This is a genomic window from Rhizosphaericola mali (genome assembly GCF_004337365.2).
Lineage (GTDB): Bacteria > Bacteroidota > Bacteroidia > Chitinophagales > Chitinophagaceae > Rhizosphaericola > Rhizosphaericola mali.
This window is the reverse complement of sequence record NZ_CP044016.1, coordinates 1,842,484-1,861,949: the sequence shown is the minus strand read 5'-3', so window position 1 is coordinate 1,861,949 and position 19,466 is coordinate 1,842,484. Positions and strand designations below refer to the sequence as shown.

The window sequence follows — 19,466 nt, the reverse complement described above, 5'->3', positions numbered from 1 at the left end:
AAAACGGATGCAAAAAATTATTAAATATTGGTATAGTCTAAATTTTATGTTGTGTATTAGTTTCCACGTATTTGCACAAGATAAGAGTAGATTTTCTTTCAATGATAATTGGTTGTTTTACGAATATGATTCGACTAAAGGACTGATAGATACTTTGAATTTCGGCAGTTGGAAGCCAGTTCAGTTGCCGCATGATTGGAGTATTTATCACGATTTCAGTAATAAATATCCTACTACACCTAATCAAGGCGCTTTGCCTGGTGGTATTGGTTGGTATGCCAAAGAATTTTTATTGCCTTCCACTTATAGAAATAAGTATGTTTCTATTGATTTTGACGGTATTTATCGTAATAGTGAAGTATGGGTTAATGGCCATTATTTGGGAAAAAGACCTAATGGTTATATCTCTTTTAGTTATGCAATTTCTCCTTATTTGAATTGGAATGGTCAAAAAAACAAGATTGTCGTTAAAGTTGATAATTGCAAACAACCGGAATCTAGATGGTACAGTGGCGCGGGAATATATCGAAATGTTTGGATTACCGTTCATAACGCAATACAAATAGCGCATTGGGGCACTTTTATTGAACCTAAAGTTGAGCAAACTACTACAGGTATTAAAACGACAATCACAACATCCACAACTATTGAAAATAAGTTACATAAAGAAGGAAAAATTCTAGTTAAAAACATTGTTTACACTAATAATGGCAAACAGGTTAGCTCAAGCCAATCCAATATCAAACTTGAAGCAAATAAAAGTACTACAACGACTACAATAAATTTAAATAATCCTGTATTATGGTCTCCGGAGAATCCTTCTTTGTATACTATGAAGACCTATATTTATGATACAAATGGAATGGTTGTAGATTCTTGTTCAGTTGATTTTGGTGTGCGGAATATTCATTTTGATAGAGAAAGTGGATTTTATCTCAACTATAAATCTGTTAAGATAAAAGGTGTTTGTTTACATCATGATGCGGGTGCATTAGGCGCAGTTGTAAATGTTCGTGCCATAGAACGGCAATTACAGATATTAAAGGAGATGGGTTGCAATGCTATCCGAACTTCCCACAATGCGCCTGCGCCTGAATTACTGGATTTATGTGACAAAATGGGATTTCTAGTAATGGATGAGGTTTTCGATATGTGGGCAAAAAAGAAAAACAAATTTGATTATCATTTAGATTTTCCAAAATGGCATGTGCAAGATCTTCAAGATCAAATAAGGAGAGATCGTAATCATCCATCCGTTTTCATGTGGTCAATCGGAAATGAAATACGGGAACAGTTCGATTCTTCCGGAATAAGATTGACAAAAGAGCTAGTAACACTCACTAAACAATTAGATAGTTCTCGTCCTATTACGTCCGCCTTAACTGAAATGGATACGACAAAGAATTTTATCTATCAAGCTAAAGAGTTGGATGTTCTCGGTTGGAACTATAATGAGAAAATGTATCCTGATTTTTTGAAAAAATATCCGGGTCAAAAATTTATTGCCTCTGAAACGGTTTCTGCACTTGAAAGCCGTGGGCATTATGATAAACCTAGTGACACTACAATTTTTTGGCCTGCTAATTCCAAAGAAAAATACATCTTGAATGGAAACAAAGACTATACGGTTTCGGCCTATGATAATGTAGCTGCCTATTGGGGTTCTTCTCATGAAGAAACGTGGAAGATAATTCAGAAATATCCATTTTTGTCTGGGACATTTGTTTGGACTGGTTTTGATTATTTAGGCGAACCTACTCCTTATCCGTTTCCAGCGAGGAGTTCTTATTTTGGTATTGTTGACTTGGCAGGATTTCCTAAAGATGTGTATTATATGTATCAGAGTGAGTGGTCTGACAAAACTGTTTTACATCTGTTGCCTCATTGGAATTGGGAAGTGGGACAAATAATCGATGTCTGGGCTTACTACAACAATGCAGACGAAGTTGAACTATATTTAAATGGAAAATCTCTAGGTGTTCGGAAAAAGCAAGGAGATGATTTACATGTTTCATGGAAAGTTCCTTATGAATCGGGGATACTAAAAGTCGTATCCAGGCATGATGGAAAAGTCGTATTAATTAAAGAAATAAAAACAGCTGGTGCGCCGTCTAAAATTCAATTGTTTGCCGATAGAAAAACTATAAATCCAGACGGTAAAGATTTAAGTTATGTTTCTGTTCAAGTGGTTGATAAGGATGGTAACATTGTTCCAAATGCAGACAATGAGATAAGCTTCTCTATAACAGGTACTGGTTCAATTGCTGGAACAGATAATGGTTGTCAAGCTGATACAACTGGTTTAAAAAGACCAATTCGTAAAGCATTTAATGGTAAATGTTTAGTTATTATACAATCTAATAATAAACAAGGTTCAATTCAATTAAAGGCTACGTCGCCTCATCTGAATTCGGGTACTATAACTATAAATTCAAAAAAATAAATCAATTAATATGAAGAAAATACTAATGTCTTTGTTACTTTCCACTACTATATCTTTTGTTTTTGCACAAAAGAGTTCGGAAACCTATAAGCAAACTATACAAAAAAGGGCCGATAAAATAGTTGCAGCTCTTAACTTGACGGATTCCTCCAAATTTCACAAAGTTTGTCATATTGTAGCTGATCAATATGAAGATTTAAATGATGTTTATATATGGAGAGATTCTTCCTATAATAAGATTAAAAGGAAAAATGCTGGCAATAAGGATCTTATTACTAAAAAGAAAGCAGATGTGGATTCTTCTGTTAAGAAAAAAATAGGCAAATTGCATACTACTTATTTAAACCACCTAAACAAGCAATTAAACCCAACTCAAGTTGACGAAATAAAAAACGGAATGACTTATAATGTCTCCAATATCACTTATAAAGCATATCAAGATATGATTCCATCCTTAACAGAAAAACAAAAAAAGCAATTATGGATTTGGTTGGTTGAAGCTAGAGAAAATGCAATGGATGCTGAATCTTCAGATAAAAAACATGCTTGGTTTGGAAAATTCAAGGGTAGAATCAATAACTATCTGTCTGCACAAGGATATGACATTCAGAAAGAACGAAAAGGTTGGGAAGAAAGAATTAAAGCAAATAACTATTAATAAAAATAAATAGAATTACTGTCGGTAACGATTGCATAAATAAACATGCCGGTTTTAGCTATCAAATACTAATGTTTGTTTGTTTGTGACTATATTTGTTTGAGAAATATAGATTGATTTATGCCATTGATATTTTAAACAATGATTACTAATATATACGATTGCTTGTATTTTTGAATTAATAGTTATGTGGTTTATTTAATGACTTCAATCCAAATTTCAATTCATACTTTTTTGATTGCCTTTAAGTATTTTATAGTAAATGCTACCATATGATGAAAATTAGATCAAAGAAACTGTGTTTTCTATCAGTGATGCTGCTAGGATGGTTCTATTCCATTGGCCAGCAAGTTAAATTAAATGGAGTTATTTCTGATCAAGAAACAGGGAAGCCTATAGCCCACGCAACTATTAGAATTAAAAATGGGGTAAAAGCTACAGAATCTGATTCTTCTGGAAATTTTCATATTACAGTTCCCTCTTCGGAATCAATCTTATCAATCACAATGGTTGGATATAAGATATATGAGATAAAAGCAGGAACTCAAAACGTCTTAAATATAAAATTGATTCCATTTTCTGAAAATATGGATGAAGTGATAGTTGTTGGATATGGTTCTCAGAGTAAAGCAAATGTGACTGGTGCTATTGTACCTGTGGATATGAAAACAATTTCAGATATGCCTACTCGTACTATTACGGAAGCTTTAGCAGGGCAAATACCCGGACTTAATATTTCTGGAGGAAATTCTAGGCCTGGTGTAGATGCGTTGGCTAGTATACGTCAAACATTTTCCTTCAGTACGGCAGGAGGATCATCTTCTTTACCTATGGTTGTTATAGATGACGTAATTCAGCTCGATCCTAACACAGGTTTGCCATCCATGGATCAGTTTAATTTGTTGGACCCTTCAGACGTGGAGAGTATTTCAGTTATTAAAGACGGTGCTGCTGCCATTTATGGCTCAAGAGCATCTCAAGGTGCTATTATCGTTAAAACTAAAAGAGGTAAAGTCGGTACCGCCAAGATCTCTTATTCGGGTAAGTTTGAAACAAATAATGCTGTTGGATTTGTAAAGACTATGAATGCCTATGATTATGGTGTATTTTCTAATAGGTATGGTCGCGCAGCAGGATGGGCTTCTACCTCATTTTATGGTGATGCAGAATTGAATGCAATGAAATCCTTAAACTATGACTGGCTTAATCAAGCATGGAAGTCTGCAGGACTAATGCAACATTCATTAAATGTTAGTGGTGGTTCTGATAAGGCGACTTATTTTTCAAGTATTACATATTTTACTCAAGGAGCCAATTTGGGGAGCCAAGATTATGATAGATGGACATTTCGAACAGGTACAGATATTAAGGTTTCGAATAATTTAAAGTTAAGTGCAACCGTATCTGCAAATAATGATGATTTAACGGCATCCTTTACAAAGGTTAGTATTAATGATGGGTCTTATGCAAATGGTGCAGAACAAACGGATTATTCTGTATTAGCTCATATGCCCAAATATATACCTTGGCAATATGAGGTAAATGGAGTAGAACAGTATGTATCTCCTTCATTAGGAGCGAATAGAGTTGCGACAACACCTGTAGGACAAAATAATATCTCAGGTTGGAACTACTTCGGATTGCTGAATAATGGATCTAAAACGACTACAGGTACGGGTAACTATAATGCAAATTTTTCTTTACAATATGATATACCTTTTGTCAAAGGATTATCTATTCGAGGGTCTTATGGTATAACATACACTACAAGTAATACAGAGCAAAATATGCTTCCGCAACCGCTAGCAGTGGCAACTAATACAAATACTACAGGTCATCACTTATATAATGATTCAACTACTTGGTTTGTAGGTACCAATGTAACTGGATCTCGTATTACCTACTCAGATAATATAGGCAAAGTACAGCAAGCTAACATTTTCATAAATTATGATAATACATTTGGTGCTCATCATATTGCGGCAATGGTTTCTGCCGAAAAAGGAAAACAAGATGCTCAAACAAAATTTATGCTCTATGATTCTCCAACTGCTGGTTATAATGGCGCTTCTACAACTGCTGGAACTTTAAATACATCAAATTCTTATGTGTATAGATATCAATTTGCATCTTTAGCATATTTAGGAAGGGTGAGTTATGATTATAATAGTAAATATCTGGCACAATTTGTATTTAGGTCTGATGCCTCAACAAAATTTTCTCCGAAAAATTATTGGGGTTTCTTTCCTGGAGTATCTGTAGGTTGGATTATTTCTAGAGAAAATTGGTTTAAAGTCAGTTGGATTAATAATTTAAAGATTCGTGCGTCTATGGCAAAAACTGGTTATGATAATATTGCTGCATGGCGCTGGTCCCAAACATATTCTCTGGCTTCTGATAAAGGTCAAGGATTTGGAACCTCGGGAGGAACTTTAGTAAATGGGGTGACTCCCAATGTAACTCCAAATCCAAATGTGAAATGGGATCAAGATATTCAACACAATATTGGCTTAGATGTGTCAATCTTAAATGGAAAACTAACATTTACAGCAGACCAATATTTCGATAAACACACCAAAATGTTGATGCCAATTGTTGGTGCCGCAGGTACTCCAATCTCTGTTGGAGGTGCATTTGCTGAGCAAAATTATGGGGGTATAAATACTTGGGGTTCAGAATATTCAGTTACGTGGAAAGATCATATAGGTGAAGTAAAGTATAAGATTAGTATGAATTTTGGAACTTCAGGAAATAAAATAACTAAGTATCCAGATGTTGCATTTAATTATCCATCCTACAATAATATACAAGTTGGACAATCTACGATTATGCCAGCTTGGGGATTTGAAGTTTGGAGAGGAAATGCCTCTGGTGATGGCTTATTACGAACTCAGGATGATATTGATAAATATTGGGCTTATTTAACGGATTTGGCGACTAAAGCAGGTACTACACCTTCTTATTTGGGGATAGTAGCAGAGTCTGGAATAAAGCCAGGAATGTTAGCATATCAAGATTTAGCAGGTAATCTTAATGCTGATACAAAAACAATTGCCGGACCTAATGGTCAAATTGTAGTAAATCAAGATTATGCAAAACTTGTGAAACGTAATCGTTCACACGGCGTCAATACAAATCTTTCTTTTGGTTGGAGAAGTATAACTTTAGATGCGCAAATATCAACTTCTTGGGGAGGATATAATAGTATTGATTATATAAAACAAGGAACTAGTACAGGGCAAATATTTTGGTCTCATGAATCTTATTTAACTGATATGTTTGATCCAACAGATAATCCTAATGGGAAATGGCCAAATCTGGCATACTATAGTCAAAATTCTTATTCTTCTGATTTTTGGCAAATTTCAAATTTTAGGAGCTATTTAAGAAGTCTTGTAGTTGGTTGTGCAATTCCAAGAGAAGTAGCTAAAAAATTACATACTGAAAGTTTAAGAGTTTCATTTTCTGGTTATAATTTGTGGGATTTTTATAATCCTTATCCTAATAAGTATAGAACAATGTATGATTCTCCAACCGTTGGATATCCAACCCTAAGAACATGGTCTTTTGGTATCAATGCTACATTTTAAGAAACTTAGTTCAAATTTAAAAAATGCTATTTGCCATGAATAAAATAATAAAATTTTCCATATTTATAATCACTGCATTTGTTTTAACTAATTGTAGTAAAAAAGCCTTAGAAGATGTCAAATCTTTCAATTATTTAGATGATGATTTGTTTACTAACCAGACTCAAACAGGATGGTACATAGATCAGATGTACTATAATTATTTTTATGCATATAAATCTCCAATATTGTCAATTGTGGGCTTGTATTCTAATACTAGAAGTATGTCGACCGAAGAGATGGGAGGCTCTATTACGACTTATATAAATCCTCAAACATCCCTAATTAATGCGATTGATGGTGATACTTATTATGGTGCTGCATTAACTGGGTCTGCACAGAATACTCCATATACACGTATCCGTTATGCTAATTTTTTCTTGGAAAAAATAAATACTATAGGAATGGTACTTCCAGAAACTTTTAGAAATACGTCCAGAGGCCAAATGTATTTCTTAAGAGCCTTACAATATTTTGATTTGATGCGAGTTTATGGTGGTACGCCTATCGTAACTGTAGTTCAAGATTTGACTGGTAGTGTAGATTCTAGTATCCAATTACCTAGAGCTACACCGACAGAAATGGTAACTCAGATTATTAATGACCTTGATAGTGCTAATGCGTTGCTTCCTGCCGTATGGGATGCTGCCAACTACGGAAGATTAACAAGTGCTGCTGCATTAGCAGTGAAGAGTAGAGTTTTACTGACTTATGCAAGCCCTTTATTTAATCCAGACTGGGATAATACGGGTAATGCACGTTGGGCTGCTGCGTTACAAGCAAGTTTAAATGCAGAAACTCAACTAACTGCATCTGGTTATGGGTTATATGGTTCAAGTGCCAAGGATTGGGCAACTATGTTATCTTCTAATTCCAAATCCTTTATAAACGAAGGGATTATGGTGCAATTAATGTCTACATCGACTGCTTCTTCTGGAATTAATAGTAATGGTTGGGAAAAAAGTGTACGTTTGCTACAACAAAGTGGTTCCGGTGGAATTTCAGCACCAAAAGGTATGGTGGATTTATTTCCGCTAGCAAATGGACAAAGACCGACTATTGCCAATGGATACGACTCTTTACATTTTTATTTAAATAGGGATCCTCGTTTTTATAGGACTTTTGCCTTTTCTGGTATGAAGTGGCAAAGCTCTACCAGCCCTGCAGGGGATACTGTATGGTTATATAGATGGTTGTATGGTACAAATAATACACCTGCATATAGTAAAGGTAATACAGGTATTATGAGTCCTGCAGTAGTTAGAAAAATGTCTAGTAATTCCGCAATACAAGCTTCTCTGGCTTTTTCAGGGACTACAATCTATGAATATAGATATGCAGAATTGTTACTAAATATTGCAGAATGCTATGCAGCAACAGGTGATATTCAAAATGCATTGGTTTATTTAGGTAAAATCAGAGCTAGAGTTGGAATTTCCTCAACTGATAATTATGGAATTGGTAGTCTTTCTTCAAAATATCAAGCAATTGAAGCATGTTTGTATGAACGTCGTGTTGAATTAGCATATGAAGGTAAAAGATTTTGGGATATCCAACGTTGGATGTTGTATAATGGAGGGGATGGAACTACGGGTACAAATACTTGTAATGCACTTGGGCTAACACCATTGAATGGTACTTCAAGAATAGGTCGTTTATGGCAATATAAAAATTCAATAGCCGCTAATTCGGACCCTATTACTACCCAAAGGGCTTCTTTAGTGGTTGATCCTGATGCTAGCGCGAGTGATTTTCAAACACAGTTAACCAATTTGAAAACTTTTTTTGATAACAATTTAACTGTGGTAAGTACTGATTTGCCAATGGATCAAATTTCAGGAGCCGCTGTAAATATAAATTTTAGACAAAATTATTACATCGCAGGATTGAATGCTACAGTATTATCAATTAACCCTTGGTTAAGTCAAACAATTGGTTGGTATGATTACTCAGGTGCACTTGGGACATTTAATTACCGTCAATAACTATTAATATACTAACTACCAGAAAATTTACAATTTTTAAAAAAGAAAAGTATTTAAGATGACAAAAAGAATCTCGCTTCTGGCTTTAAGTATTGGATTGTATACCGCTGCTAATGCTCAATATCCTCAAGTGTCAAAAGAAGATCAAGCTAAAGCAAAGGAGTTAATGGATGCTGCCGAAAAACGTTCTGATTCTATATGGACGCTAGTTTATCCTACCGTTCAGAAGGAAGCAACAGAAGGTAGACCATTTATTCCATGGGCATCAAGATTTGATGAATTGCCTCATGCTGACATTCCTGCTTTTCCTGGTGCAGAGGGTGGCGGTAAATACGTGCTTGGTGGTAGAGGTGGACGTGTTATAGTTGTAACAAATCTTGATGACGATGGAGTAGGTAGTTTTCGCTGGGCTTGTGAACAAGGCGGCGCAAGAGTTATAGTCTTTAATGTAGCAGGAATTATACATTTGAATTCTCCGGTTATAGTTCGAGCACCTTATGTAACCATAGAGGGACAAACCGCTCCTGGTGATGGTGTTTGTATCGCAGGAGAAACAGTTTGGATCAATACGCATGATGTCATTATTCGTTACATGCGTTTCAGACGTGGAGAAACTTGGGTAGGTAGAAGAGACGATGCTATTGGAGGTAATCCCGTTGGAAATATCATGATTGACCACGTTTCTGCTAGTTGGGGTTTAGATGAAAATATGAGTATGTATCGTCACATGTACAATGATAGCACTGGAAAAATTGAGGATAAGTTTGGTACTGTAAACATTACTATTCAAAACTCTATTTTCTCAGAATCTTTAGATACTTGGAACCATGCTTTTGGTAGTACTTTGGGTGGTGAAAATTGCTCTTTCATGCGTAACCTTTGGGCAGACAATACTGGACGTAATCCGTCTGTAGGTTGGAATGGTATCTTCAATTTTGTCAATAATGTGGTATTCAACTGGGTACATCGTTCCATTGATGGTGGAGACTATCGTGCACAATTCAATATAATTAATAACTATTTCAAACCGGGTCCAGCGACTCCCAAAGATAATAATGTCGGACATCGCATTTTAAAGCCAGAAAGTGGTCGAAGTAAATTGAAATACCATGTTTATGGTCGTGCATATGTCAATGGTAATATTATGGAAGGTTTTCCTGCGGTGACAAAGGATAATTGGGATGGAGGTGTACAAGTAGAAGAATTACCAAATGTAGGCGAACATATAGGTTATATGAAACAGAATAAACCTTTGATCATGCCAACTATGACTATATTGGGTGCTGAGCAAGCGAAAACATTTGTATTGGCGAATGTTGGTGCGGATCTTCCCAAAAGAGATGCAGTCGATCTTCGTATTATAAAACAAGTTCAAACGGGAAAAATTGACAATATACCCATATGTGCTTTGCCAACTACACAGTTTCAGCATAGAAGGTTACCGATTGATTCCTATAAAATCGGAATAATCACTGATCCTTGTCAAGCTGGTGGTTATCCAGTTTATAAAGGTACGCCATATAAAGACTCTGACAATGATGGCATGCCAGATGATTACGAAAAGAAGAATGGTTTGAATCCAAATGACTCCAGCGATGCTCAAAAGATTGCTAAAAATGGTTATAGTAATATTGAAAACTATTTGAATAGTGTAGTAAATGTTAGAACAGTTGTTCCTGTAACGGCTTCAAAATAATTTTATTTGACAATGGTGAAACATATTGTTTTTTCTGCTTTATCTGTAATGGGGTATTGTTCTCTAAGCTTCTCCGCTTGGGGGCAATATCCCATTATTCCTAAGTCTTTGGAGGATTCTGCCAATATGCAGATGGATATTATACAAAAACGTTCGGATTCCATATGGAAACTGGCATTGCCAATTGTTCAATCGGAAGCCGCGAAAGGTAGACCTTTTGTACCGTGGGCATCCAAACCTGAGGATTTAATTAAAGCTGCAATTCCAGCTTTTCCTGGTGCGGAAGGTGCAGGTGCCTATACCTCTGGAGGACGTGGAGGAAAAATTATAGTCGTTTCTAATTTGAATGATGACGGAGAAGGTAGTTTTCGTTGGGCATGCGAACAAGGTGGTGCACGTATTATAGTCTTTAATGTTGCTGGAATTATTCATTTAAAAACGCCCATCAATATCAGAGCACCATATCTGAGTATATTTGGACAAAGTGCACCTGGGGATGGTATTTGTATTGCAGGCGAGTCCGTTTTGATAGATACACATGATATCATTATTCGTTTTATGCGATTTAGAAGAGGCGCAACAGATGCAACACGTAGAGATGATGCCTTGGGTGGTAATCCCGTAGGAAATATTATGATTGATCACGTTTCTGCTAGTTGGGGTTTGGATGAAAACATGAGTATTTATAGGCATGTTTATGATCGTCAACAAGATGGAAAAGGTGAAAAATTACCTACGGTAAATGTAACTATACAAAACTCTATTTTCTCTGAAGCTTTAGATACTTATAATCATGCATTTGGTAGTACTATTGGAGGACACAAAAGTACTTTTATGCGAAATTTATGGGCAAATAATATTGCTAGAAATCCTTCAGTTGGAATGGATGGTGATTTTGGTTTTGTAAATAATGTAGTTTTTAACTGGTGGAATCGCAGTGCAGACGGTGGAGACAATAAGTCAAGGTATAATTTTATCAATAACTATTTCAAACCCGGTCCTATTACATCTAGTGGGCAGCCGATTTCATATCGAATATTGAAACCTGAATCGGGAAGAGCTAATAAAGATTCTTTGATTTTTGGAAAAGCATATGTGGATGGTAACATTGTTGAGGGTAATGAAAAAGTAACTAAAGATAATTGGGATGGAGGTGTACAACCTGATGTAAAGAAAGATCTTCCTTTAGTATTACAAAATATTAAGGTAAATCAACCATTCTCGCTAGCAAAATTTAAAGTATTATCGGCAGAAAAATCTTTTGATTATGTTTTGAAAAATGCTGGAGCTTTCTTGCCTGTGCGTGACGCAGTTGATCAGAGAGTTGTTGAAACAGTTAAAACAGGTAAAATTTCTTATGTTGAAAATGCACCAGAATATTTACCTCATTACATTAAACGTAGATTGCCTATAGATTCATACAAAAAAGGGATTATCTACGATGTAAGACAAGTGGGCGGATATCCAGATTATAACGGGACTCCTTACAAAGATTCAGACAACGATGGTATTCCTGACGATTACGAAAAGAAGCACGGTTTAAATCCAAATAATTCAAAAGATGCAGGAATTATATCAAAAAATGGATATAGTAATATTGAAAACTATTTAAATAGCCTTGTTCCAATAGATAAAGTAATAGTGAAAGATGGTAAATATTTAGCTGGAATGTAATATTTATAAAACTTTCGAACTAACTTGAAAATGAGAATGATATTATTTGGGTAAATTAGAAGATAGTTATAGTATAATGATAAAAATATATCAATTTCTTTTCTTTGTTTTTTTATGTTTTTCAGTTTTTGCACAAAAGAAACCGAAAGCAAAGCCATTTCTGCCAATTTCTGTAGAGAATGGCAAACTCGTTTATCGTATAGATACTATAAATGGCGATCGAATACCAGATTACTCTTATGCTGGTTATATGTCTTCCGATCAGGCGATTCCCTATATTGATGTGAAAGCTATAGTTCCCATTGTTAATGGTGATGCAACACCATATATTCAGACCGCTATTGACTATATATCCCAACTGCCACTTAATAAAGATGGTTTTAGAGGTGCTATACTTTTGCAAAAAGGACAATATGAAATACAAGGAAAGATTCTTATTAAAAAATCTGGTATTGTCATAAGAGGTTCGGGTATTAATCAAACTGTATTGCTTGCGAAGGGTATAGACAGAGACGGCGTCATCAGAATTGTAGGTTTGGATGATAGGTTGGATGTAACAACTACAAACGTAGAAGAAGACTATGTGCCAGTTAACGCAACATCTTTTAAAGTAGCTGATGCTAGTAAATTTAAAGTTGGTGATCAGATCCGTATAAAAAGGCCTTCAACAAAAGAATGGATAGATGCACTTGGTACAGAAACATTTGGAGGAGGTGTTTCCGCACTAGGCTGGAAACCTAGAGATGCCGATTTAATTTTTGAAAGGAAAATTATCGCAGTAAATGGAAATGCCATAACCATTGATGTTCCACTGACAAACTCATTGGATAAAAACTATGGTGGTGGCATTGTTACTTCATTTGAATGGAAAGGGCGCATACAAAATGTAGGTATTGAAAACCTGAGTTTGGTTTCTGATTACAATACTAAAATGCCAAAAGACGAAGACCATCGTTGGATGGCAATAAATATAGAAAATGTTGAAGATGCTTGGGTACGTCAAATTGAATTCCAACATTTCGCCGGTTCTGCTGTGTCGATTTTGGAAACGGGCAGACGCATTACCGTTGAAGATTGTATTTCTCTAAACCCAATATCCGAAATTGGTGGGCAACGTCGATATACTTTTTTTACGAGAGGTCAGCAGACCTTATTTCAAAGATGTTATGCCGTTGGTGGTTATCATGATTTTTCGGCTGGTTTTACGGCTGCTGGCCCAAATGCATTTGTACAATGCGAATCGGAAAGACCTTATAGTTTTTCTGGTACGATCGATAAATGGGCTTCTGGTGTTTTGTTTGATATTGTTTCTGTTGATGGTAATGCTATAAAGATTCGTAATAGAGAGCAAGATGGTCGTGGTGCAGGATGGTCTGGCGCTAATTGTCTTTTGTGGAATTGTTCCGCTGCGATGATTGACAATTACAAACCGCCAACCGCTCAAAACTGGGCGCTTGGATCATGGAGTCAATTTGCAGGCAATGGCTATTGGGGAGAGTCTAATAATAGTTTGAATCCTAGAAGTTTTTTTTATGCACAATTAGACGAACGTTTGGGTAAAAAATCCGAAAGACAATCTTTTGTTATGGATATTTCCACCGATGCTTCTAGTAGTCCTTCTGTTGCTGTGGCACAAGCGTTAACGGCAGAAGCTGTCAAGCCAAAAGCGCTTTTGATAGATTGGATCAAAGACGCTGCCAAGCATAATGCAATATCAACAAACGCTTCTAACGTCAAAGTATTCAATCATATTGAGAAACACGAACCTTTAGTAACCAACCATGATATGAAAATTAAAAATGGATGGTTTGTGTCTGCTAATGATGAAGTTTTGACAGGTAGTGTGCAAGAAGTTCCTTGGTGGACTGGAGGTGTGGAAGCAGAAGACTTGGAGCAAGCGAAAAAGAAATTGGCTATTACACGTTTTGTGCCTGGAAGAGTCGGACAAGGATTAACAGATGATATGGATGAAGTGGTTGATTCTATGGTTGCCAATAATATTGCAGGATTAAATCAACACTATGCACTTTGGTATGAGAGGCGAAGAGACGACCATGAAAGGATTCGAAGAATGGATGGAGAAGTTTGGCCTCCGTTTTATGAATTGCCATTTAAAAGAAGCGGTATTGATTCTGCATGGGACGGTTTGAGTAAATATGACTTGACCCAATATAATCAATGGTATTGGTGGCGAATGAAAGAGTTCGCAACTATTGGTGCCATTTCCAATAGGGTATTGTTACATCAAAATTATTTTCAACATAATATAATCGAGGCTGGTGCGCATTATGCGGATTTCCCTTGGCGTACAGCCAATAACATAAACAATACAGGTTTTAATGAACCTGTAAATTTTGCAGGGGATAAAAGAATTTTTTACGCCGAACAATTTTACGATATTACACAACCAACTAGAAAACGACTACATCAATTATATATCCAAAAATGTTTGGAAAATTTCAAGGACAATTCCAATGTAATACAATTCACAGGAGAGGAATTTACAGGTCCGTTACATTTTGTTCAATTTTGGTTGGAAACAATCAATGATTGGGAAAAGAAAAATGTAAAAGAATTAATAGGGCTAAGCACTACAAAAGATGTGCAAGACGCTATTTTACAAGACCCAAAATATTCTTCTATTATTGATGTCATAGATATCAAGTATTGGCATTATCAAGCAGATGGCAAATTGTATGCTCCTGAGGGTGGAAAAAATCTAGCACCTAGACAATGGGCCAGATTGTTAAAACCCAAAGCCACTTCATTCGAACAAGTATATCGTGCCGTAAAAGAATATAAAACACTATATCCAAACAAAATGATTTTATATTCAGGAGATGGTGCGGTTAAAAACGGCTGGGCTGTTTTTATGGCTGGTGGTTCATTGGCTACTATTCCTAAAATGCCGACATCATTTTTGAAACAAATTTCTTTGACGACTATAGATTCTAGTCTCATAAATGATGGTATATATACTTTGTCCAACAAAAAAGATGTCTATGTGTACTATACGAATTCTGAGAAAGCGATAACTCCGACATTGTTGAATAGTACGCAGAAATTTGATGTTACGTTTTTTAGTGCAAAAGATGGTTCTGTTTTGAAAGAATTGAAAAAAGTGAACGGTCAAAGTTTAAAACAGTTTCAGAGTTTACCCCAAGCTTCCATTATCTGGATTCGCCCAGTTAAATAATCCAATATGATGCAAAATTTTAAAAAATATATTTGTCTGTTATTTGCCATTTCATTTTCAATAAGTGGCGTTATTCAAGCGCAGATGCAACGTTTGGAGATATCTAAAAACAAAAGATTTTTTCAAACAGCTGATGGGAAACCATTTTTCTGGCTAGGAGATACCGGTTGGCTTTTGTTCGTTAAACTTAATAGAGAAGAGGTTATTAGATATTTGGATGCCAGGAAAGCACAGGGATTCAACGTTATTCAGGTGATGGTTATTCATAATGTAAAAAATACAAAAAATACTTATGGTGACTATGCTATTGAAAATGGGAATGTCGCCAAACCAATAGTTACGAAAGGAAATGATTTTTCGGATGGGACGCAATATGATTTTTGGGATCATGCGGATTTTGTTATAAAAGAAGCCGAAAAACGTGGAATTTATATGGCTCTTGTTCCTATTTGGGGAAGTAACGTGAAAGAAAAAAAAGTCTCTGTGGCACAGGCAAAAGTTTTTTCTGAATTTCTGGCAAGACGTTATAAGAATACAAACAATATTATTTGGTTAAATGGTGGAGATATCAAAGGGACAGACGGTATGCCTGTTTGGAGTATGATTGGTAATACTATAAGAAGTATTGACAAGAATCACTTGATGACTTTTCATCCGAGAGGACGTTATTCCTCTTCTGAATGGTTTCAAAACGCATCATGGATGGATTTTAATATGTTCCAAAGTGGACATCGTGACTATGCTCAAGATACGAGTGCCACAGAAAAAAATCATTTCGGCGAAGACAATTGGAAATTTATCAATGTCGATTACAATCTCAAACCAAATAAGCCAACATTGGACGGAGAACCTTCTTATGAAAATATTCCACATGGCTTGCATGATAGTTTGGCAGCTCGTTGGAATGCAGCGGATATAAGGCGTTATGCTTATTGGAGTGTTTTTGCTGGTGGAGCGGGTTTTACCTACGGAGAAAATGCTATGATGCAATTCAATAGAAAGGGGCAGTCTGGCTCTAACTATGGTGTAACGAATGAATGGATGGAAACTTTAGAGGCGCCAGGTGCTATGGAAATACATCATATAAAAGATTTGATAACACGTTTTCCCTATTTTGATCGTACGCCGGCACAAGATATTTTAATTGGGAATGTCAAAACAAAATATGATTATTTGTTGGCAACGAAAGGCGATAGTTATGCACTCGTTTATAGTTATATTGGCAGAACAATAAATATAAATGAACCAAAATTAGGATTTACTCCAAATAAAATATCTTGGTTCAATCCTTCCAATGGTGAAAGCGTTTCTGCTCAATACAAAAGACGGGGAAGCGTGTTGCGTGCTGAAATGAATGGTAATTTGGATAAAACAAAGGATTGGGTTTTAATATTGGAAAAATGATAAAGCACATATTTGTCATATTAATTTGCTGGATATTTGTTTCGTGTTCCAATACGGCATATTTATTCACGTCCTTTCATGAACCTGCAGATGCTGGATTACGTATGCTGTATAGTTATAACGGAAAAAATTGGACAGATTTTGATACGGTTTTCTTAAAACCAGAAATCGGAATTCAAAAGGTATTGAGAGATCCTTCGATGGCACAAGGCAAAGATGGTGTTTTTCATTTAGTTTGGACAACAAGTTGGCGTGGTGATAATGGCTTTGGCTATAGTTCGTCAAAAGATCTTTTGCACTGGACGGAACAACGTTTTCTTCCTGTCATGCAAAATGAACCCAATACGGTCAACGTTTGGGCGCCAGAGATATTTTACGATGAAGATTCCAGTCGATTTGTGTTAATTTGGGCAAGTACCATTCCTGGACGTTTTGATCGTGGGATTGAAAGTGATAGCAACAATCATAGGATGTATGTCACGACGACAAAAGACTTTAAAATATTTACGCCAACAAGATTGTTTTTCGATCCGAAATTTAGTGTTATTGATGCAGTCATAGTTAAGAGAAAAAAGGATGATTATGTTTTGGTATTGAAGGATAATACTAGAAATGAATTGGATTTAAAAGTTGCATTCGGGAATTCCCCACTAGGTCCTTGGAGTAATGTTTCAAAATCATTTACGGATAAATTTACAGAAGGTCCGACAGTTGTAAAGTTAAAAGATCAGTGGTTGATTTATTACGATTCTTATCATAAAAAGATTTACGAAGCCTCCAGTACAACAGACTTTATCAATTTTAAAAATGTGACTAGTGAAGTGGCAGTTCCAATAGGACATAAACATGGAACTATTGTTCCTGTTTCAAAATCTTTTCTTAAGAAATTACTTAAAGAGGCACATCATTGATATGATTTAATAAGATGCATGGAATGAAAATAATAAAGTATACATCATTTTTCATATTTAGTTTGATCTTGTTGTCGGCAAAAGCCCAACAAGATACAGTTAGATATATTGGTTTTACATTGTCCAATGTTGATTATCATCATGGAGAACTGACGCCAGTGGTTGGTGTACACAATATTCAGGTTTTTCGAGCCAATCGAGAGCATCCAGAATGGGTTGGAGGGATGAACTGGACTTATAATCATCAACCGATGTTGGTATATTGGAACAATCAATTTTTTCTACATTTTTTGAGTGATCCCGTTGGAGAACATGTTCCTCCTGGTGCGACTTATATTGTTTCGTCTAAAAATGGATACAATTGGACGAACCCAAAAGTATTGTTTCCAGAATATAATGTTCCTGATGGTTATTCTAAAAAAGACATTCCTGAAAAGGCAAAAAGCCTAAAAGCAGTTATGCACCAACGTGTTGGTTTTTATGTTTCTAAAAGTGACAGATTGTTGGCGCAAGGTTTTTATGGTGTTGTTTTAAATGCAAAAGATGATCCCAACGATGGCAACGGTATTGGAAGAGTTGTAAGAGAGATTAATAGGGACGGTAGTTTCGGGCCTATTTATTTTCTTCGTTATAACCATGGGTTTAACGAAAAAAACACGGATTTCCCTTTTTACAAATCTTCGAAAGACAAAAAATTCGTTAATGCTTGTGAAGAAATATTGAGCAATCCTTTACAGACGCAACAATGGGTGGAAGAAGCAGATCGTGACGATTCGTTGATTACTATAAAAAAGCAGTTTAAAGCTTTTAATTATTATCATTTACCGAATGGCAATGTTGTAGGTTTATGGAAATATGCATTGACGAGTATAAGTAAAGATCAAGGTCATAGTTGGGAATACAATCCAACTCGTGCACCAGGATTCGTCAATGCCAATGCCAAAATATGGGGACAAAAAACAGCTTCGGGTAAATATATAACAGTTTATAATCCATCTGAATATCGATGGCCGTTGGCAATTTCTACGAGTAAGGACGGATTGGTTTATGACGATTTATTGTTGGTCAATGGAGAAATTACTTCTATGCGTTATGGTGGTAACTATAAATCTTATGGCCCGCAATATGTACGTGGTATCCAAGAAGGAAATGGAATGCCTCCCGATGGAAAGAGCTGGGTTGTGTATAGTGTAAACAAAGAAGATATCTGGGCTGCGTCTATTCCAAAAGATATTTCAGCTTCCGTAACGGAAAATGTAAATGATGTTTTTCCTGAGATGAATGACAATATGGAATTGTCGCAATGGAATATTTATAGTCCGTTATGGGCAAAAGCTCAAATAGAAAAAGTTAATGATAAAAAAGTATTGGCATTGCACGATTATGATCCTTTTGATTTTACAAAAGTTGATCGAGTCGTTCCAGAGTCAAATCATGTGAAATTAGATTTCACTATTACACCACAACAAGCAGATTTCGGTTTGTTGGAAATAGAAATCCAGAATGCTCAAAATCTTCCTGCGATTCGCATCAGTTTTGATTCGACAGGTGAGATTATAACAAAAGCTGGTTATCGCAATAAAGATTTGGGTAAATACGAGAAAGGAAAAACTTACCGGTTCGAGATGGATATTAATACCAAAACTCGATTCTACAAAGTCTCCATAAATGGAGGAAAACCTTCAAATAACTTATTGTTTGCTCCGATTTTAAGCGTGCACCATGTGACTTTTAGAACTGGTGCTGCGAGACATTTTCCAGATGCAGATACACCAACGGATCAATCGTATGACCTACCGAATGCGGGTGAAAAAGCGAAGGAAGCTATTTACTATATAGATTATTTTAAATCACAAAATTTATAATTGGC

Annotated in this window: 10 protein-coding genes; all 10 read left to right on the top strand. The window is 35.7% G+C overall.

Going from position 1 to position 19,466, the window contains the following annotated elements; genetic code table 11:
• Nucleotides 1-7 precede the first annotated feature (7 nt).
• The 10 genes from E0W69_RS08070 (at nucleotide 8) to E0W69_RS08025 (ending at nucleotide 19,461) form a co-directional block, all read left to right on the top strand.
• The gene (locus E0W69_RS08070; RefSeq protein WP_131329555.1) at nucleotides 8-2,443 is read left to right on the top strand and encodes a glycoside hydrolase family 2 TIM barrel-domain containing protein; all 2,436 of its coding nucleotides are present in this window, start codon (nucleotides 8-10) and stop codon (nucleotides 2,441-2,443) included.
• 10 nt (nucleotides 2,444-2,453) lie between these two features.
• Nucleotides 2,454-3,101 (top strand): DUF3826 domain-containing protein, encoded by a 648-nt coding sequence (locus tag E0W69_RS08065; RefSeq protein ID WP_131329553.1) that lies wholly within the window; start codon nucleotides 2,454-2,456, stop codon nucleotides 3,099-3,101.
• 272 nt (nucleotides 3,102-3,373) lie between these two features.
• Nucleotides 3,374-6,691, top strand: coding sequence for a SusC/RagA family TonB-linked outer membrane protein (locus tag E0W69_RS08060; protein WP_131329551.1), 3,318 nt, complete (start codon nucleotides 3,374-3,376; stop codon nucleotides 6,689-6,691).
• A 35-nt stretch (nucleotides 6,692-6,726) separates the two neighbouring features.
• Nucleotides 6,727-8,715 carry a RagB/SusD family nutrient uptake outer membrane protein gene (locus E0W69_RS08055; protein ID WP_131329549.1) on the top strand — a complete coding sequence of 663 codons (1,989 nt, stop codon included), beginning with the start codon at nucleotides 6,727-6,729 and terminating at the stop codon, nucleotides 8,713-8,715.
• Between the two features lie 58 nt (nucleotides 8,716-8,773).
• Complete coding sequence (locus tag E0W69_RS08050; RefSeq protein WP_131329547.1) at nucleotides 8,774-10,411, top strand: polysaccharide lyase domain-containing protein; 1,638 nt, start codon at nucleotides 8,774-8,776, stop codon at nucleotides 10,409-10,411.
• A 12-nt stretch (nucleotides 10,412-10,423) separates the two neighbouring features.
• The gene (locus E0W69_RS08045) at nucleotides 10,424-12,085 is read left to right on the top strand and encodes a polysaccharide lyase (RefSeq protein ID WP_326521348.1); all 1,662 of its coding nucleotides are present in this window, start codon (nucleotides 10,424-10,426) and stop codon (nucleotides 12,083-12,085) included.
• A gap of 46 nt (nucleotides 12,086-12,131) precedes the next feature.
• Nucleotides 12,132-15,281: a DUF6298 domain-containing protein gene (locus tag E0W69_RS08040; protein WP_191968006.1), complete on the top strand. Its 3,150-nt coding sequence runs from the start codon at nucleotides 12,132-12,134 to the stop codon at nucleotides 15,279-15,281.
• Nucleotides 15,282-15,287: 6 nt separating this feature from the next.
• Nucleotides 15,288-16,685: a glycoside hydrolase family 140 protein gene (locus E0W69_RS08035; RefSeq protein ID WP_225321447.1), complete on the top strand. Its 1,398-nt coding sequence runs from the start codon at nucleotides 15,288-15,290 to the stop codon at nucleotides 16,683-16,685.
• Nucleotides 16,682-17,596 carry a glycoside hydrolase family 43 protein gene (locus tag E0W69_RS08030; RefSeq protein WP_131329545.1) on the top strand — a complete coding sequence of 305 codons (915 nt, stop codon included), beginning with the start codon at nucleotides 16,682-16,684 and terminating at the stop codon, nucleotides 17,594-17,596. Before E0W69_RS08035 ends, E0W69_RS08030 begins: the two co-directional genes overlap by 4 nt.
• A gap of 23 nt (nucleotides 17,597-17,619) precedes the next feature.
• Nucleotides 17,620-19,461: a sialidase/neuraminidase family protein gene (locus E0W69_RS08025; protein ID WP_191968005.1), complete on the top strand. Its 1,842-nt coding sequence runs from the start codon at nucleotides 17,620-17,622 to the stop codon at nucleotides 19,459-19,461.
• The last annotated feature ends 5 nt before the right edge of the window (nucleotides 19,462-19,466 follow it).